Annotated in this window: 19 protein-coding genes; 7 read left to right on the forward strand and 12 right to left on the reverse strand. The window is 57.5% G+C overall.

The genetic code is table 11. The features are described from left to right. Positions 1-33: 33 nt before the first annotated feature. Complete coding sequence (locus AC5EFR_RS21720) at positions 34-528, reverse strand: GNAT family N-acetyltransferase (protein ID WP_493577810.1); 495 nt, start codon at positions 526-528, stop codon at positions 34-36. A 117-nt stretch (positions 529-645) separates the two neighbouring features. On the opposite strand from AC5EFR_RS21720, the gene AC5EFR_RS21725 reads away from it, so the two are divergent. From AC5EFR_RS21725 to AC5EFR_RS21735, 3 genes are all read left to right on the forward strand, one after another. Then, complete coding sequence (locus AC5EFR_RS21725) at positions 646-921, forward strand: TetR family transcriptional regulator (protein ID WP_493577811.1); 276 nt, start codon at positions 646-648, stop codon at positions 919-921. 29 nt (positions 922-950) lie between these two features. After that, complete coding sequence (locus AC5EFR_RS21730) at positions 951-1340, forward strand: SDR family NAD(P)-dependent oxidoreductase (protein ID WP_493577812.1); 390 nt, start codon at positions 951-953, stop codon at positions 1338-1340. Between the two features lie 97 nt (positions 1341-1437). Then, a complete protein-coding gene (locus tag AC5EFR_RS21735) occupies positions 1438-1581 on the forward strand; it encodes a hypothetical protein (protein WP_493577813.1) in 144 nt (47 codons plus the stop codon). A gap of 28 nt (positions 1582-1609) precedes the next feature. On the opposite strand, the gene AC5EFR_RS21740 is transcribed toward AC5EFR_RS21735, so the two are convergent. Continuing rightward, the gene (locus AC5EFR_RS21740) at positions 1610-2047 is read right to left on the reverse strand and encodes a c-type cytochrome (RefSeq protein WP_493577814.1); all 438 of its coding nucleotides are present in this window, start codon (positions 2045-2047) and stop codon (positions 1610-1612) included. A gap of 100 nt (positions 2048-2147) precedes the next feature. Here AC5EFR_RS21740 and AC5EFR_RS21745 point away from each other — a divergent pair, with 100 nt between their 5' ends. Together AC5EFR_RS21745 and serB are read left to right on the forward strand one after the other, a co-directional pair. Further along, complete coding sequence (locus AC5EFR_RS21745; protein WP_493577815.1) at positions 2148-3806, forward strand: Y-family DNA polymerase; 1659 nt, start codon at positions 2148-2150, stop codon at positions 3804-3806. 139 nt (positions 3807-3945) lie between these two features. Then, entirely contained in the window at positions 3946-4815 is an 870-nt protein-coding gene (serB, locus tag AC5EFR_RS21750) for a phosphoserine phosphatase SerB (RefSeq protein WP_493577816.1), read from the forward strand. Positions 4816-4846: 31 nt separating this feature from the next. Here the strand turns inward: serB and AC5EFR_RS21755 are convergent, their stop codons facing one another. Beyond that, positions 4847-5341 (reverse strand): hypothetical protein, encoded by a 495-nt coding sequence (locus AC5EFR_RS21755; protein ID WP_493577817.1) that lies wholly within the window; start codon positions 5339-5341, stop codon positions 4847-4849. Between the two features lie 122 nt (positions 5342-5463). Continuing rightward, positions 5464-6477, reverse strand: a complete 1014-nt coding sequence (locus tag AC5EFR_RS21760; protein ID WP_493577818.1) for an asparaginase — start codon at positions 6475-6477, stop codon at positions 5464-5466. 198 nt (positions 6478-6675) lie between these two features. Between AC5EFR_RS21760 and AC5EFR_RS21765 the strand changes: the two genes are divergently transcribed. Continuing rightward, entirely contained in the window at positions 6676-7212 is a 537-nt protein-coding gene (locus tag AC5EFR_RS21765) for an invasion associated locus B family protein (RefSeq protein ID WP_493577845.1), read from the forward strand. Positions 7213-7247: 35 nt separating this feature from the next. Here the strand turns inward: AC5EFR_RS21765 and AC5EFR_RS21770 are convergent, their stop codons facing one another. Further along, complete coding sequence (locus tag AC5EFR_RS21770) at positions 7248-7952, reverse strand: helix-turn-helix transcriptional regulator (RefSeq protein WP_493577819.1); 705 nt, start codon at positions 7950-7952, stop codon at positions 7248-7250. A gap of 7 nt (positions 7953-7959) precedes the next feature. Next, positions 7960-8265: an antibiotic biosynthesis monooxygenase family protein gene (locus AC5EFR_RS21775; RefSeq protein WP_493577820.1), complete on the reverse strand. Its 306-nt coding sequence runs from the start codon at positions 8263-8265 to the stop codon at positions 7960-7962. A gap of 139 nt (positions 8266-8404) precedes the next feature. On the opposite strand from AC5EFR_RS21775, the gene rlmN reads away from it, so the two are divergent. Next, entirely contained in the window at positions 8405-9595 is a 1191-nt protein-coding gene (gene rlmN / locus AC5EFR_RS21780; protein WP_299922861.1) for a dual-specificity RNA methyltransferase RlmN, read from the forward strand. Here the strand turns inward: rlmN and AC5EFR_RS21785 are convergent. Genes AC5EFR_RS21785 through AC5EFR_RS21810 form a run of 6 tightly spaced genes read right to left on the reverse strand, consistent with a single transcriptional unit; the run spans position 9585 to position 16722 of the window. Further along, on the reverse strand, positions 9585-10394 hold the full coding sequence (locus tag AC5EFR_RS21785) for a shikimate dehydrogenase (protein ID WP_493577821.1): 810 nt from the start codon (positions 10392-10394) through the stop codon (positions 9585-9587). The genes rlmN and AC5EFR_RS21785 overlap by 11 nt on opposite strands. Continuing rightward, on the reverse strand, positions 10391-12325 hold the full coding sequence (locus AC5EFR_RS21790; protein ID WP_493577822.1) for a beta-galactosidase: 1935 nt from the start codon (positions 12323-12325) through the stop codon (positions 10391-10393). Before AC5EFR_RS21790 ends, AC5EFR_RS21785 begins: the two co-directional genes overlap by 4 nt. Continuing rightward, entirely contained in the window at positions 12322-12927 is a 606-nt protein-coding gene (locus AC5EFR_RS21795; protein ID WP_493577823.1) for a 2-dehydro-3-deoxy-6-phosphogalactonate aldolase, read from the reverse strand. Before AC5EFR_RS21795 ends, AC5EFR_RS21790 begins: the two co-directional genes overlap by 4 nt. Beyond that, positions 12924-13832 carry a 2-dehydro-3-deoxygalactonokinase gene (locus AC5EFR_RS21800; protein WP_493577824.1) on the reverse strand — a complete coding sequence of 303 codons (909 nt, stop codon included), beginning with the start codon at positions 13830-13832 and terminating at the stop codon, positions 12924-12926. The genes AC5EFR_RS21795 and AC5EFR_RS21800 overlap by 4 nt, the downstream gene beginning before the upstream one ends. Beyond that, entirely contained in the window at positions 13829-15877 is a 2049-nt protein-coding gene (locus tag AC5EFR_RS21805; protein ID WP_493577825.1) for an alpha-galactosidase, read from the reverse strand. The genes AC5EFR_RS21800 and AC5EFR_RS21805 overlap by 4 nt, the downstream gene beginning before the upstream one ends. Next, entirely contained in the window at positions 15874-16722 is an 849-nt protein-coding gene (locus tag AC5EFR_RS21810; protein ID WP_493577826.1) for a carbohydrate ABC transporter permease, read from the reverse strand. Before AC5EFR_RS21810 ends, AC5EFR_RS21805 begins: the two co-directional genes overlap by 4 nt. Position 16723 lies beyond the last annotated feature (1 nt).

Genomic DNA, 16723 nt, shown 5'->3' on the forward strand with positions numbered 1-16723 from the left:
CTGTGAACCCTGAATGGCAAAACGACCTAGTAGTTACAGCATCCGGTACATGACCAGCGCGTCAACAAACCCATGTTCGGGGTGGTTGAACGCCTCGGGCAAACGCCCAACCACGTCAAACCCCGCCCCCTCCCATGTGTCGATGGCGCGGGTGTTGGTGGCGATAACCGAATTATACTGCATGGCACGAAAGCCAAGATCTTTGGCCGCTGTCAAACTATGGGCAAGCATCGCCCGCGCCACGCCCTTGCCTCGCGCCGCCGCGGCGGTGATATAACCACAATTGCACACATGGCTACCCGCACCCTTGAAGTTACGCACAACGTAATAGGTGCCCAACAAAATGCCGTCCTCTTCGGCGACAAACACATGTTTTTCACCGCCGGTCCAATACTCCAGCGTCTGCTCGGCGCTCATATCCGTGTCGATGGCATAGGTGTCCCCGGCCTGAAACACAGGCGCAATCATATCCAACACTGCCGCCGCATCACGCGGTTCATAAGAACGTATCGCAATCGTCATTTTCATCTCGCCAAATAAACTCAAAAGCGCGACCTAGCATCGGGAGGCCACGCCAATAGATTCACCACGTTTTAATGTGAATTAAAAGGCCGCCACGCAGCAAGTACTTTCACCCCACCCTCAGTGCGTGCATTCAAACCCCATGCGCAAGACCTCAACATTGCAAGTCACGTCAAGGGAATTGTCGGCATCCAGCGCAAGCGCTGCACTTATCAGCATCATGGTTTTCCTGACGGAACCCGTAGCGCTGATCACGCACCTTTCGCCGGCTTGCGATCATTGCCGATTGCCAAACGGGCCAAGATCTCGGCCGGGACCTTGTATAACCGCTTTGGGAGCAACGAAGACATGCTGCATCAGACCTATTTACAGATCAAACACCGCTCTCATGATCACTGAAGCAAGTTGGCGATGGCCCCCTTTATCAAGTGATCCGCCAGCTTTGGATGATGGCCCCATGCACAATTTCGCCAAACGTGCGTCCCCTTGATGTGCAAGAGCGCGCGAACATCAGCGCCGCCGTAGATGAGATCATCGCCAAAGAAAGTCGGATCGACACGTTAGTCAACAATGCCAGGGCGGGTTATCTGCGCTCGACCGAACACGCCACCGAGGACGACATTGCTTGGGTGATGGATGTGAATGTCATGGGCGTGGTGCGATGCACCAAGGCCGTTATGCCGCATGGAGGCCATGGCCGCCTATACCACCCCGAGCTTTGGCATCAATTTCACAACGGTTTAACCCGGTGGCATCGTCTCCGAATTTGCCAACTCGGCCCAGAAACAGATCGAGGCCTCTGGCAGCATGTTGGATGACGAATACACCCCAATTTTGCAGTAATACATTGCTGGGGCGACGTCGCGGCAAGGTGGGGACGTCTATCAAACCCCGGACGATGTCGCGGCGGTTGTGATGGGCGTTGTCGACGCCGAACACCCCCCGGTGCGCACCCGCACCTCTGATGGGGGTGAAGAGTTGTGCCAGTTGAAAACGGGCCTCGCCCCCGATGGCTCCAAGCTTCAGGCCAAAATTGTGTCCCAATTCCTCGGGGAATAAAGGGCGGGGGCCTTTGCCCCCTACCCGGCTATTTTTCGATCCGATAGGGCTTGTGGCATCCCGAACAGGACCCGCCCAGCGCGCCCATTCCGGCGCGCAATGCCTCAAGGTTTGTTGGATCAAGCGCTTTTGCCGCCTTTTCCATCGCCCCTGCTTTGGCCGTAAAATCAGGCCAATCCAACCAAATATCTGGGCGTGCTTCGGACTTTGGATCACTGGCGGGTGTTTCAAAAAGCTCCGGAATCCGAGCGGCATGTTTGGCCAACGCGTTGCGCGCGTTTTCGGCCTGTGCTGCATCATGAGGCGTTTTTCCCTTGGCCATATTGCCAAGCACGGCCATCGCTTCTTTGATGTCTGTCATCAACGTCATCCGCTCCATGACCGCTTGGTTTTTTACGCCGCCATGTGCCAAAGCGGCGGTGCCTAGCCCAAGACAGAGCAGGGTCAGTATTTTTGTGAATCGCATGTCATTTCTCCCTCTTCTTTTCCCTACCGCAATCTGAACACGGACTCGACTCACAGCTTTGCGACGCGCTAGAACAAATAGTGAACAATGTACGAATCTGATGCCCCATCGACGTATCCTCTCCCTCTGGTTTCCGCGCCTTGGTGCGCAACGGCTGATCCGCGCCGAACCGCATCTTCTGGGCCTGCCTCTGGCTGTGGTGCGCGACGAGGGGCAGGCACAGGTTTTATCCTCGCTCTCCTCTAAGGCCTCAAAGCTGGGGTTACACCTGCGCCAACCCCTGCGCGATGCCTATGCCATGTGCGGAGAGCTGATCACCCGCCCCCAAAATGAACGGCAAGAAGCGGTGTTTCTGGGCGTGTTGCATCGTTGGGCAGGCAAGTTTTCGCCATGGGTGGCCGCCGCGCCCCCCGACGCGCTGGTGATTGACCTTACCGGCTGCGCACATCTGTTTGGCGGCGAAGAACAGCTTGCCGAACAGGTCGCCCAAGATTGCGCCGATCTTGGGCTGTCGGTGCGATTGGGGATCGCCGACACCTTGGGGGCCGCATGGGCTTTGGCCCGGTTTACGGCACAAGATGGCTGGGCATCACATCGCTCAGGCGATGCCATCGACCAAGAGGCACGCGCCACGCGCTCGCGGGCCGGCAAGCGACGGCATTGGACCCGCGGTGGCGCCGCTCCGCGCAATGGAACCGCACCATCCTTGCAAGATCGCATCGCCCCGGTGGGCAAAACATGGCAGGTCATGTCGCCCCTGCCGGTGGCGGCGCTACGGATCGATCCGCAACTGGTCGATCAGCTCAACCGGCTGGGCCTACGTCGGGTTGGTGATTTGATTGGCCAACCCCGCGCCGGATTGGCACGGCGCTTTGGTCGGGGTCTGGTGGACAAGATGGATCAGGCGATTGGCAGCGCCCCGGAACCCATATCCCCCGCCAAACCGCCCGAACGCTTTTCGGTACGGCTCTCCTTTCCCGAACCGATCGGGTTGGAAGAGGATGTCGCCGCCGGGCTGGCCCGGATGCTCGATCAACTCTGCACCAAGCTAAAGGCCAAGGGGCGTGGGGCGCGGACATTGCGGATCGAAGCGCATCGCTGTGACGGGCAAATGGAGTGGCAACAGGTCAGCGCCGCTGTGGCCAGCTGTGATACACACCGGCTGATGCCTCTCTTGCGGATGAAACTGTCGGAGATCGAGGCCGGGCCCGGCATTGATATGTTGCGCCTTGAGGCCACGGGCCATGACGCGATTCAAGACAGACGAATGGCCGGGCACGCGGTGGCCGCCGCCCGTGGCAAACAGCGCAAGGATCAAGGCGCGGCTCTGGAGGATTTACTGGGGCGGATTGGGGCACGGATCGGCATGGATGCCATCACCCGCAAACATCCCGCCAGCAGCCACATCCCGGAAAAATGTGCCACCGTTCTGGCGGCAGCCTGGTCTGATCCGGCTGAAGGCTGGCCAGAACCGCCAACCCCGCGCCCCTTGTTGATGTGGCCAGCCGAAGCCGTCACCGCCCCCGACACGGCCACCCCGCCAAAACACTTTCACTGGCGCGGGCGGCCCTTTGAAACGCTGACCGCCAAGGGACCCGAACGTATTGCCCCCGAATGGTGGCTCGACGAACTGGCTTGGCGCAGCGGTCCACGGGATTATTGGCGCATTGTCACCGATCACGGGGATCGGCTCTGGCTCTATTATGCCCATGGCGGGACGATGTCCTCGGGATGGTTTTGCCAAGGGTCATTTTCCTAACATCCATGGCGATAGCAACCAAACCGCGCGTCTGGGCGTAAAATTTTTGCAAAAATTTTCGCCCCTCTCCCCCGCACACCTAGCCAAGCAAGCATCCCCGTGCCAAAACCCGCCGCAATCGCGCCCAGAGGAAACCATCATGCCCATCGTCTCGCTCATTGCTAAGCCCGGCCACCTTGACCCGGCCCTTGTGGACAACCTGCGCAATGCCTGGGGTGGCGGTGTCGCGACATGGCTGGCTGTGGACGAAGCGGCGGAATTTCCGCTGGCAGCCATCCCTGACAACGTCGACGACGTCCGCGCCTCGCTCGCCGATCAGGTCGATCTCAACATCCTCCCTGACGACAATCGCAAGAAACGCATGGTCTTGGCCGATATGGACAGCACCATGATCCAACAGGAATGCATCGACGAGTTGGCCGAAGAAGCCGGCGTCGGGGCCTTTGTCAAAGACATCACCGCCCGCGCCATGAACGGCGAGTTGGATTTTGATGGCGCGCTGACCGAGCGGGTCGCCTTGCTCAAAGACTTGCCCGAAGGCGTTATCGACACCGTGGTTGAGAACCGCATCACCCTGATGCCCGGCGGCAAAACCCTTTTGGCAACCATGAAAGCCCAAGGCGGCTATGCCGCGCTGGTGTCGGGCGGGTTCACGGCTTTTACTTCGCGTGTGTCAGATCTTTTGGGGTTTGACGAAAACCGCGCCAACAGCTTGTTGATCGAGGACGGTAAACTGACCGGCAAGGTTGGCCTGCCGATTTTGGGACGCGAGGCCAAAGTGCAGGCGCTAGAGGAAATCACCGCGCGTCTTGGCATCAGCGAAGCCGATGTCGTGGCCGTGGGAGACGGAGCAAATGACCTTGGCATGTTGACACGCGCCGGGTTTGGCGTGGCCCTACATGCCAAACCAAGCGTTCAGGCGGAATGTGCATTGCGGGTCAATCACGGTGATCTAACTGCGCTATTGTACCTGCAAGGCTACCCAAAGGCCGAATTTGTTTCTGAATAAGTCCAAGCGGTAACGACCAAGCCCCCGCCCGTCACCGAAACGGGTCAGCCCGGCTTTGGAAGGGGTCACGGTTCGCCGCAGAAAGCGAGCGGGCGCAATCAAGTAGCTTGAACATAGAGGCCTTGGAGCCGGACAGCGAAAACACCGCAAGCTTGGCCCCGTCAGTGTTATAGAGCGCAACCGCCCGCCCCGCGGCCAGTTGGTCGATCAACTCGACGGCTTTTTGACTGCCATCCAAGGCAAGATGCACACTTTGGCCATCACCCGTTCCGGTCATGAACCACCTCTCGTAGTCCACGTCCAAAACGAATTTCAACGGCCGCGCGGGGATATCCCACCGACGATCCCAAAACAGCACAACAGCATTTCCCATGCCATTGGCCCCAAGGATAAACGACTGCCCTTGGCGATTGATGGTCTCAGCGGCGCAAGATCCCGGCGACCCATTGGACGGCGGCACCAGCGACACACGCCATTCCTTGTGCTGAAAAATCTGTTGCGCATTGGCGGGTGCCGCAACAAACATCGCTACAATCAAAAACGCGAATTTCCACATAACAAGACCCCGGTTCTGCGACTCTACGCACCAAGGTATAGATCGCGAAACCGGCAAAAAGAGGGCGAAAACCCGGCCTGTTTATTCGGGTTTTATCCTGTTTTTAGTTCGGACAAACCCGCCACCGGGCGAATTTCACCGGTGACCAGACCGTCCCAGTTCTTGATCGGTGGGTTAAGGAAGCGTTTGACCTGTGGATCTTGGGCATCCAGCACGCCCAAACGCACCAACAAGGCGGCAATGGCGCAATCAGATGCCCGCGTCGCCCCATCGGCAATTTTCAACGAAATCCCCATGCCGCGTTGGGGCAAAATGGCGACGAAATATCCTTCGGCCCCGGTTTTGATCGCCACAGGCTCTTTGGCGGCGCGCATCAAATGCGTACAGGCGCGGTTTTCACCGGCAACCAATTCGGGAAAGGCGATCATGCCCTCAACCAACTGCGCGGCCGCTTGCGACATGCCATCGCCGCGCGTGCCCGCCGAGGCGAAAAACGCCATGGCGCGGGCCATGCCGTGCATGGTGGTGGCAAAATTTGGGGCCGAACAACCATCAATGCCGTAGCCGGGGCTCTCGGCTCCGGTGACCTCTTCAAATGCCTCACGCACCGATTTTTGCACCGGATGGGTAGGGTCGACATAGTCGGAACCCGCCCCCAAATGCTTGGTCAGGGTCAAAAAGCCGGAATGTTTGCCCGAGCAATTGTTGTGCACACGGCAAGGGCTTTGATCGGATCGGATCATCTCAAAGCGCAATTCCTTGTCACGCGACGCCTCGGTGCCGCAAATCAGATCACCGTCACCCAGCCCCAATTCGCTAAGCCAAGTGTTTACCGCCTGCACATGAACGGGTGCGCCTTGATGCGACGCACAGGCCAAAGCCAGCCGATCCGGTCCAAGCCCAAAGGCCTTGGCCGCGCCCGACATCACCAAAGGCAGGCCCTGAATCATCTTGGCGGAGCTTCTGGGCAACACCACCGCCTCTGGGTCGCCCCATGCCTCGACTATACCACCTGTGCTATCACAGATCACCGCATGCCCCATATGTTGGCTTTCAACAAAGGGACCACGATGAATTTCAACCATTGGTTCGGGTGCGCGTGTCATATGTTCCTCGGGGCTAAGCAATATTCTGCCAACAGGGCTTTTCGTTTTTGGTTGTTTCAGGCTATTGTCGCGCCGTCGAGATAAAAAACTTCGCCCTGACGTTTTGCTTGGATTGACACAATGCTCGGACGAACCGAGTTCAAAGCAACCAATGGGCGAGCGATGAGTGATGAGGCTAGACAGCTGGAGGCTGCAGGAATGATTTCAGGTCTTGGTCGGGTGATCGGAGCCGGCGCAGTTGCGCTGATGCTGACCGCTGGTGTGGGCGCTGCGCAAGAAGCAAGCACAAACCGTGTAGATGCCATGACCGATTGGTCGGTCTTTGAAGGGGATAGCCCCAAAGAATGCTGGGCGGTTTCTACTTACAAAGAAAGCGTGAACACAGATTCGTCTGGGCGGATCAAAGCGGTGAGACGTGGCGACATCTTGTTGATGGTGTTTTACCGCCCCGGTGCCGGTGTCAAAGGGCAGCTTGCCTTTACTGGCGGATATCCGTTTGCCAAAGGCTCTACTGTGAATTTGAATATCAGTGGAACCCAGTTTGAGCTTTATACCGAGGGTGAGTGGGCTTGGCCCGCAACACCGCAGGATGATGCAAAAATCATTACAGCGATGAAGCGTGGAGCCAATGCGGTACTCAGCGCGAAATCAGGCAAAGGGACCATCACCAAAGATACGTTTTCACTACTCGGCTTTACTGCCGCTGTTGAAGATGCCAGCAAACGCTGCCCCTAAGGCACGTTGAAATCTGAATTTAGAACAGGCGGGGCTTAGACCTCGCCTTTTTCTTGGGCCTGCTCGAACCCTTCGCGCAGGACATAGTCCCGTAGCCGTTTTCCCGTTTCATCGACAAAACTCCGCCCCGCCTCAAGAACTCCGCGCATCCGGTCAATCCGAAACACCCGAAAATCATCGCGCGTTTCGCACCAAGCGGTACAGGTCCAAACCTGCCCCCAATATTCCATCTGCAACGGTCGAATAAATCGGCGGCTTCCCTGCCCATCGGCACGGGCATAGTCGATTTCAAGAACTTGTTTTTCACGGATGGAGGCGCGAACAATTGGCATGTGGGCAAAGCTTGCTTGAAGCGAATCCATGCCAAAAATCGCCAGACCCCAGCCATCGCTCGGAGGTTTGCGCGCGTCTGGCATGACTTGGTCGACCTTGTCCACCAACCGACGGGCGGCCTGTTGCAACTCAGGATCGGCGGAGCGTTGCACCAACGCTGCCCCCAAATGCAACGCCTCCAGCTCCACTTCGGTCAACGAAACCGGTGGCAAGAAAATCGGAGCACGTAGGATGTATCCGACGCCCCGCTCCCCTTCGATCGGAATGCCCGATCCGACCAAGGTTTCGATGTCACGATAGATGGTGCGGACCGACACTTCCAAGGCTTCGGCCAGATCGGTCGCCTTGTGCAACCGCCCGTCACGAATAATCTTGATAAGCTCAAAAAGCCGGTCGGTCCGCCGCATTTGGTTCCTACCCTTCACTTCCTAAGACACTGAAATGTTGAATATCCAACGTCTCTTCGTCCAAAACCGCGACAAGGTCGCCCAGCTCGGGATATTTGTCGACCTTGAATTCCTCAAGCACCGCCTTGGCCGCCGCCATGTCGACCCATTCTACAATATCGACAAATAGCCCGTCTTCGGTATGGGCCAGTTTGCGCGATACAAAACCCGGTTGGACCTTGGCAAAGCTTTGGGATTTTTCCCACGCTTCTGTCGCTTGCTCTGGGGGGGTACCGGCTTTGACACGGTAGCGAACAACTTCAAGAACTGACATGTTTTCTCCTTTACTTGTCTGTTCCGCTTGTGACGCATCCCAACTGACAACACCCTGTCAGTTACCTTGATGACCAAGTGCATTTTCTTTTGCTGCAAAATCGTGTAGATGCGTCCTCTGTTTTCCCGGAGACTCACCCATGCCCGCCGACGCGCCAATCACGCAGGACGTATTGACCATTCCCCGCAAACTGCCCGAGGGCGGTAAGCAGAACCTTGTTGGTTTGACACGGGCGCAGATGCGCGACGTGCTGATAGAGGCCGGGACCAAGGAAAAACAAGCCAAGATGCGTGTTGGGCAAATCTGGCAATGGATTTACCAATGGGGCGTGCGCGACTTCGACAGCATGACCAATCTCGCCAAAGATTACCGGGCCATGTTGGCCGAAAAATTTGTGATCGAGATCCCCGAAGTGGTGTCCAAGCAGGTCTCTGAGGATGGCACCCGTAAATACCTTGTGCGCATTGCTGGCGGCCATGAGGTTGAGGTCGTTTATATCCCTGAAGAGGGGCGCGGAACGCTGTGCATTTCGTCTCAGGTTGGCTGCACGTTAACCTGTACGTTCTGCCATACGGGCACCCAGAAACTGGTGCGCAACCTGACCGCCGGTGAAATCATCGGTCAGGTGATGATGGCGCGGGATGATCTGGATGAATGGCCCACCCCCGGTGCGCCCAAAGATGAAACCCGCCTGCTTAGCAACATCGTTTTGATGGGCATGGGTGAGCCGCTTTATAACTTTGACAACGTCCGTGACGCGATGAAGATCGCCATGGATCCCGAAGGTATTCAACTTTCGCGCCGTCGGATCACCCTGTCGACCTCTGGTGTTGTCCCCGAGATTGCCCGCACCGCCGAGGAAATCGGTTGTCTGTTGGCGATTTCGTTCCACGCCACCGATGACGCAACCCGTGACAAGCTTGTGCCGATCAACAAGCGTTGGAATATCGAGGAGTTGCTTGGTGCCTTGGCGAGCTATCCCAAAGTGTCGAATTCAGAGCGCATCACCTTTGAGTATGTGATGCTGCATGGGGTAAATGATACGGACGAAGATGCGCATCGTCTGATTGACCACATCAAAAGCCACAACATTCCGGCCAAGATCAACTTGATCCCGTTCAATGAATGGCCCGGTGCGCCCTACAAACGGTCTTCGAACAACCGTATTCGCGCCTTTGCCAATATCATCTATCAAGCAGGCTATGCCTCGCCCATTCGCAAGACGCGCGGCGAAGACATCATGGCCGCCTGTGGTCAGTTGAAATCGGCGACCGAACGGGCGCGCAAATCACGCAAACAAATTGAAGCAGAAGCGGGCCTTAATTCTTAAAGGCTTCGAAAGTCGCGCGCATCTGGGTGGCATCGGCCTTTTGGCCGGTGAATAGCTCAAAGCTTAACGCCGCCTGATGCACCGCCATGCCCGCCCCGGATAGGGTCGCACAGCCCAGCGCCCGCGCATGGCGCAATAATTCGGTTTCCAACGGGAAATAGACGATGTCGGCGACCCAATGGTCTTGGGTCAGAATGTCGGAGGGAATGGCGCTACCGGGGTAGGAGGCCATGCCCATGGGCGTCGCGTTTACAAACCCTTGGGTGGGGTGTGACATGTCCGGAACGGCCTTGGCGATAGTGCCCAACCGGGCCGCCAATGTTTGTGCCATGCCCTGATCCCGATCAACAATCAGCAAATTTTGCACCCCAAGGTCACGCAGCGCAAAACCAACCGCCAGACCGGCACCACCGGCACCCACAAGCGTGACCGTCTCCAGTGCAGCATCCGCAAGCCCCTCCCCGAATCCCTGAGCAAAACCGGGGCAATCCGTGTTGTGGCCGATACGCTTGGTGCCATCAAAAACAACTGTGTTGACCGACCCGATTTGCCGCGCGGCGTCCGAGGTTTGATCAAGGAGACCAATCACCGATTGTTTGAAAGGATGGGTGATATTGAGACCGGCATAGCCATCGGCCTGCGCCGCATCAAGCAGTTCGGACAGAGAACGGTGATCGTCCTCGGTATCAAAGCGATCATAGCAAAGGTCCAACCCTTGCCGCCGACCTTCGGCTTCGTGCATGGCCGGGCTGCGCGATGCAGAAATCCCCTGCCCGATCAGCCCGACCTTGATGCTCATGCCAATGGCACCCGAAGCACACCCGCAGGCGGCAGAGTATGGCCATCGACCTCAATAGAGTCCGTTGTGTGGTTGAACCAGAAGCGTTCCGTTGCGGTTTCTCGGGTGCGCAACCCTTTGGGAAGTTGGCGCATTTCCAGACCAGCGTCACCCCCAATCAATGCAAGCAAGCGATCCATCGCATCGCTATCACCCCAACCCGCCATATAGGTCATGTGACCTTCGCGCATGGCAACTGGTACGCCGGTTTCGGTCTGCAACACAACCTCGCCGCCGCCTTCGATTTCTTCGAAATAGCGCGTGATCGCACCGCCACCGTCGAGTGGAATAGGCATATCCGGACGCAGAGTTTCAAGCCGTGACACAGTCACATCCAGCCCCGGCATCGCGGGGGGGAGCGGCGCATGTGGCATCACAAAATCCGCATCCCGCGCGCCGGTGCGCGGGCCAATGACAACCTGCGCGTCGCTTTGGGCAAGCGCCGCTTTGACGTTATCAGGCAAGTGCATCAGGCCCGGCGCAAAGATGGCTTTGTAGCCATCGAACACATCGGCCCGCAAAGGCACGATGTCAACAGTGAGCCCAGCGCGCCGCAAGGCGCGATAGGTGTCCAGAACGAGGAAGAAATAGCTCAACCCCTGCCCTTGCGGTTGCACCGTCCACATCCAGTCCGACACATAGTCAAACACCAGCGCGACAGGGGCCTGCTTGGGCTGAACCTCGGGCGCGTCAACAAGTTCATCACGTACTTGGCGCGCCTCATGGATCGCCGGGGCATCCTTGCTATCGGGTCGCAGCATACCTGCGTGAAGCTGTTCCTGTGCAAACGGGGCCTGACGCCAGCGGAAATAGCACACGGCTTCGGCCCCGTGGGCAAAGGCTTCCCAGGTCCAGAGACGAACCATCCCCGGCAGAGGAGCGGGATTGTACGGGGCCCAGTTCACCGGGCCGGGTTGTTGTTCCATCACCCACCAACGGCCCTGCTCGACCGGTTTGTTGCCTTTGGCCGCACCAACGGCGCGATAAAGATCATGATGGAACGCTTGAAAATCAGGGTCGCCTTGGCGGGCGTATTCAACCTGATGCTCGCGTTCAGCACCCAAACGATCCTCAAGGAAACCAAGAGGATAGCTATCCCAGCTGGCGATATCGAGGTCAGCGCCGACATCATAGTGATCAAAGTCTGTGATCTTGCCCATATAGTTGTGGGCAATCGGGGCGCTGGAATTGGCGCGCAAAATGTCGACCTGCAACCGGTTAAGCACCACCACCTGATCGGAGCAGAACCGATGAAACGCAAGGCTATGGGCCGGGTTCGGTTCGGTCACGGTTAGGTTAGGCAAATCCACCTGATCAAAGGAATTGTATTCCATCGACCAAAAGATATTGCCCCAGGCCTCATTCATGGCTTCAACCGAGTCATATCTCTCGGACAACCAAAGGCGAAAGGCGTCGCGGGCGGCGTCGGAATAACTCACGATGGTGCCGTGGCAGCCATATTCGTTGTCGGTTTGCCACGCGGCGATAAATGGGTTTGCGCCATAACGCTCCGCCATCAGCGTCACAATCCGGCGGCACTCCTCAAGATACCCCGTGTGGCTAAAGCAATAGTGCCGACGCGAGCCAAACTTGCGTGGATTGCCGTTTTCATCGACCGCAACCATATCGGGATATTTGTCGACGACCCAACGCGGAGGCGTCGCCGTCGGGGTGCCGAGCACCACCTTAAGCCCCGCCTTGCCCAACACGTCAATCGCGCGATCCAACCATTCCCACCGTAGATCGCCGGGGGTCGGTTCAATCCGCGACCAAGCAAATTCGCCAATGCGCACCCATGTCAAACCCGCCTCGACCATACGTTCGGCATCTTGTTGCCAAATCTCTTCGGGCCAATGTTCAGGATAGTAACAGGTGCCTAGTGTGCGTTTCATGCCTTGGCCTCATCATAGGCCGCCACAATCTCCGCTGCCAAATCCGCGACCTGACCGGCGCTATAGCCCGGCTTGTAGATGTTGGAGCCGATGCCAAAACCCGTGGCCCCGGCGGCAATCCAATCGCCGAAATTATCCGGACCTGCGCCACCGACGGCATAGGTTTTGGTTCCGGCAGGCAGCACAGCCTTGAGGGCTTTGAGGCCCTCGGTTCCGAGCTTGAAGCCCGGAAAGAATTTCAAACCGTCGGCACCGTTGCGTAGGGCGGAAAAGGCCTCGCTCGGGGTTAAAACACCGGGATAGGACAACATGCCCGCCGCCTTGGTCGCGCGGATCACATCGGGGAAAGCATCAGGGGACACCACCATTTGCGCGCCAATCGCGGCGAGCTTGTCTACCTGAGCGACCTCAAGGACCGTTCCCGCGCCAATCACGGCGCGATCCCCGGCGTGTTTGATCATTGCTGCGATGCTATCAAACGGGTCGGGCGAGTTCAGCGGCACTTCGATCTTGGTGATCCCGGCGGCAATAAGAACATCCGTGATTTCAATCGCTTCGGACGGTTTTAGGCCACGAAGAATGGCGATGATTTCGCGCGTCATTGAGCATCCTTAAGGGAGGTATAGGCGGCAGTTAAACCGCGTAAGGTTATGTCTTCGGCATTGATGGCGCGGGGCATCGCGCCTTGAGCGTTGAGGGCACTCATGTAAGCCTTGGCGATGCCGTCTTCGCCTAAAACGGCCACATCCCGCCCCAACCAATAGGGGCGCGCGGCCGCCAGTTCCATGCCGATCAGATGCCCAGACAAACGCGACCGCGCCGCTACTGGCCCCAACCCATGCAGCAAAGATTCGGCCCGCAACGCAAAGAGATCACATCCCAGAGCCGCCGGGCGCGACATGCCTTCGGAAACGGCGTCAAGAAAAGCCGCATCGTCCCATCCATCCGCGCCAAGAGAATGCCGCAGAACCGATTGACCACCGATCAGAGCGAATAGTTCCCCCGTCATAAAGGTGCGAAAACTTACGACTTCTTCGGCACTGATGTGCACCCATTTGTTGTGGGTGCCGGGCAAACATAACACGCCATCAAACTTAGGTTCCGCCGCAAGAAAACCAGCGATCTGGGTTTCCTCACCGCGCATCACATCGGCGGGCTTGTCCTGTTTGATGCCGGGAAGGATACGCATATCCAGCCGGCTGTCTTGTGTCGAAACGCGGGTTGCTTGTTCGATTGTCGGCGCGGCGCAGGGCGCGGTGGCATAGGGGGCTTCGCACCACCCTTGGCGTGACCCGGCCATGCCACAGCAGACGACCGGAATTTGCCCATCGGCGGGAAGATCATCTCCAACCAACTCTAGCAAAGCGGCCTCATAATCGGCGGCTGTCAACTTGCTCATACCTTTATCGGATTCGGATCGTGACAAAACACGTCCCGCGCCATCCATCAGCCACACACGCAAATGCGATGTTCCCCAATCCACGGCGATCCAGGCAAGGTCACTCACAACAGCTCTCCCTCAAGTACCCACATGGTTTCAGGGAAGCTCCATGGCAGGGTCAGGCCATGACGCATAAGAAATTCACCGCTCAACTCGACCGGCCCTTGTTTCAAGGCCGGGTTTGCGCGCGAAAGGCCCGGTGCCTCCCCTCGGTTGCGCAGGCAAATACGATAGGTCGCGTCAGATGTCAGCCCCGTCAATCGAAGTGGGCGCGGAAGAATTTGCGTGCCGCTGGTCGCCTTTCCGGCAAAGACCACAAATCGAGACCCATCTTCGGCCAACTGTTGTTCGGCAATCACCGCATCATCATTGCTATCAAGACGTAAAATATCGGCGCGGCGCATCCAATCGCGGTTGTCTTTCCACCACGATGTGACATCCCGAAGGATCTCTGCCTCATCCTCGGTCAGTTCGCGTGGGTCCATCTCAAACCCTACATGGCGTTGCGCCGCCACCCACGCCCGAAAGCGAATATCCATCACCCGGCCCGATGTATGGCACTTGCGCGGGCCGACATGCGAGCCCGTCACCACGGACGGAAGCAAAAGCGCCGCCTCATGTTGAATGCGCAATCGTTCCAAGGCGTCGTTGCTATCCGAAAGCCAGACACGTTGGGTTTGGCGCAAAATTCCGGTGTCTATCCGACCACCGCCAGACGCACAGCTTTCGATTTCGACCATCGGATGGGCGGCCCGTAAGCGCGCCATCAGCTCCAATGTCCCATGCGCCTGCGTGGCATCGGGGGTCGACAGCAATCGGTTGTGGTCCCATTTGACATAGTCAATGCCATGCGACCCAAGCACCGCGCTGATCTTGCCAAACAGATGGTCGCGAACATCCGAATTTGCCATGTCCAACACGCGCTGTTGGCGGCCTTCGATTTGATCAGCGCGACCCAGAATCCATTCGGGATGGGCGCGGGCCAAATCACTATCGAGGTTGACCATTTCCGGTTCGAACCACAGGCCAAATGTCATGCCCAAACTTTGGACATGCTCGACAATCGGGGTTAGGCCGTCGGGCCATTTGCGCGGATCAATGTCCCAATCCCCAAGGCTCGAGGTATCGTCATCACGTTTGCCAAACCAGCCATCATCCAAGACGAACCGTTCAGCCCCCAGATCGGCAGCACGTTTCGCGATGTCCTTAAGCGTTTCGAGATCGTGATCAAAATAGATCGCTTCCCAACAATTATAATGTACTGGGCGCGGCGTATCTGGCTTTGGCCAGGTGACGACATTGTCCCGGATATGCCGCTGGAAGGCGGTTGCACAGCCGTTTAACCCGGTGGTCGAAACCGACAGAACAAGCCGCCCGGTTTCAAACTGTTGGCCTGTGCCATGGCTACCGGTTGTGTGGCCCCACTGGATTTGCCGACGACCGTCGGGCAATTCCTCTGCACTCATGACATGACCACCGGGCCAACCATAGTGCATTCCAAAGGCCGTGCCTTGGGTATTGGTGCATCCCGTTTCACAGAAAAACGCCAAGGGCGGGTGTTCGTGCCCCGATCGCCCGGTGCGCGCTTCGCGTTTGAAAACACCCGGGCCCCACGGGCTAGGCTGGGCCTGAAACTCTCCGATCCAACGGCCCGAGAAATGGCGAATATCCCCCGATTGTGGGCCGGGAAGAACAGGGGCAGAAAGGTGGTGCAGAGTGATCGGGGCATCCGCCTTGATCACGGTTTGCGCTTCGATCACGTCACCTATGGCGTCAAAGGCAAAAGAAAGGGTCAGTCCGAGCGCGTCATCGCGCACCGTAAAGTGCTGACCATTCCCATCAATCAACTTGAACTGCGGATGTAGAGCCAGACCCTCACGATAGGCGACAAGCCCCGGCTGCATATGCAGGCTATCGCCTTCGACAGGACACAAAGGGATCGCTGGCAAACGGTCAATCATCCCGCCTGTCACATCGACTTCGGCCTGTGCAGCAATGGCGTTTAAATCACATTCCGGTAGGGCCGGGCCCCAATAGACGGCGGCAGGTACGCCGCCATCAGAGGCCAAGACCAAGGTTTGGCTAGGTGTATCAATCCGCCAAGTCTTCACTTAACAGCCCCCAGAGTCAGACCTGCGATAAAGTGTTTCTGCATCAGGAAGAACATCGCCACCGGTGGCAACGCCGCCACGATCGACCCGGCGCTCATCAAGTGGTATTGCGCCACAAATTGCGAGTTGAACGAGGTGATACCGGCGGTCACGGGCTGGGCATCTGGCCCTTGGGTCAGCACGATCGCCCAGAAATAGTCATTCCAGATAAAAGTGAAGATCAACACCGAAAGCGCGGCAATCGCCGGGCGCATCAGTGGCAGCACAACAAACCAAAAGATCCGCCATTCTGCAACGCCTTCAACCCGTGCCGCTTCGATCAACTCAAATGGCAGCGCCCGAATGAAGTTGCGCATAAACAGGGTACAAAACCCGGTTTGGAACGCGATATGGAACAAAACCAGCCCAAGTTTGGTATCATACAGGCCCGCGGACACGGTCAGATCGCGCACCGGAACCATAAGGATTTGGAAGGGTACAAAATTCCCCGCGATGAACAGGAAAAAGATCAGCAGGTTGCCTTTGAAGCGATAAATGCCCAGCGCAAATCCCGTCATGCAAGATAGAGCAACCGCCCCAATCACCGTCGGCACAGTGATCAGAACCGAATTCCACAGGTAGCGCGGCATATCCGATTCAAAGAATACCTTGCCGTAATTGGTCGCAAACTCGAACGACGAGGGCACACCCCAATAGTTACCGTTGGTGAAATCGGCCAGCGGCCGGACAGAGAACAAACCAACCGCAAGCAATGGCAACAGCCACATGATCAACGCCACCGGTAGCAGCGATTGATAGGCGATCTGTGCGCCACGGGATTGTTTTTGAATAGGTGTCGGAAACATG

The sequence above is a fragment of the Pelagimonas sp. genome (assembly GCF_058892305.1).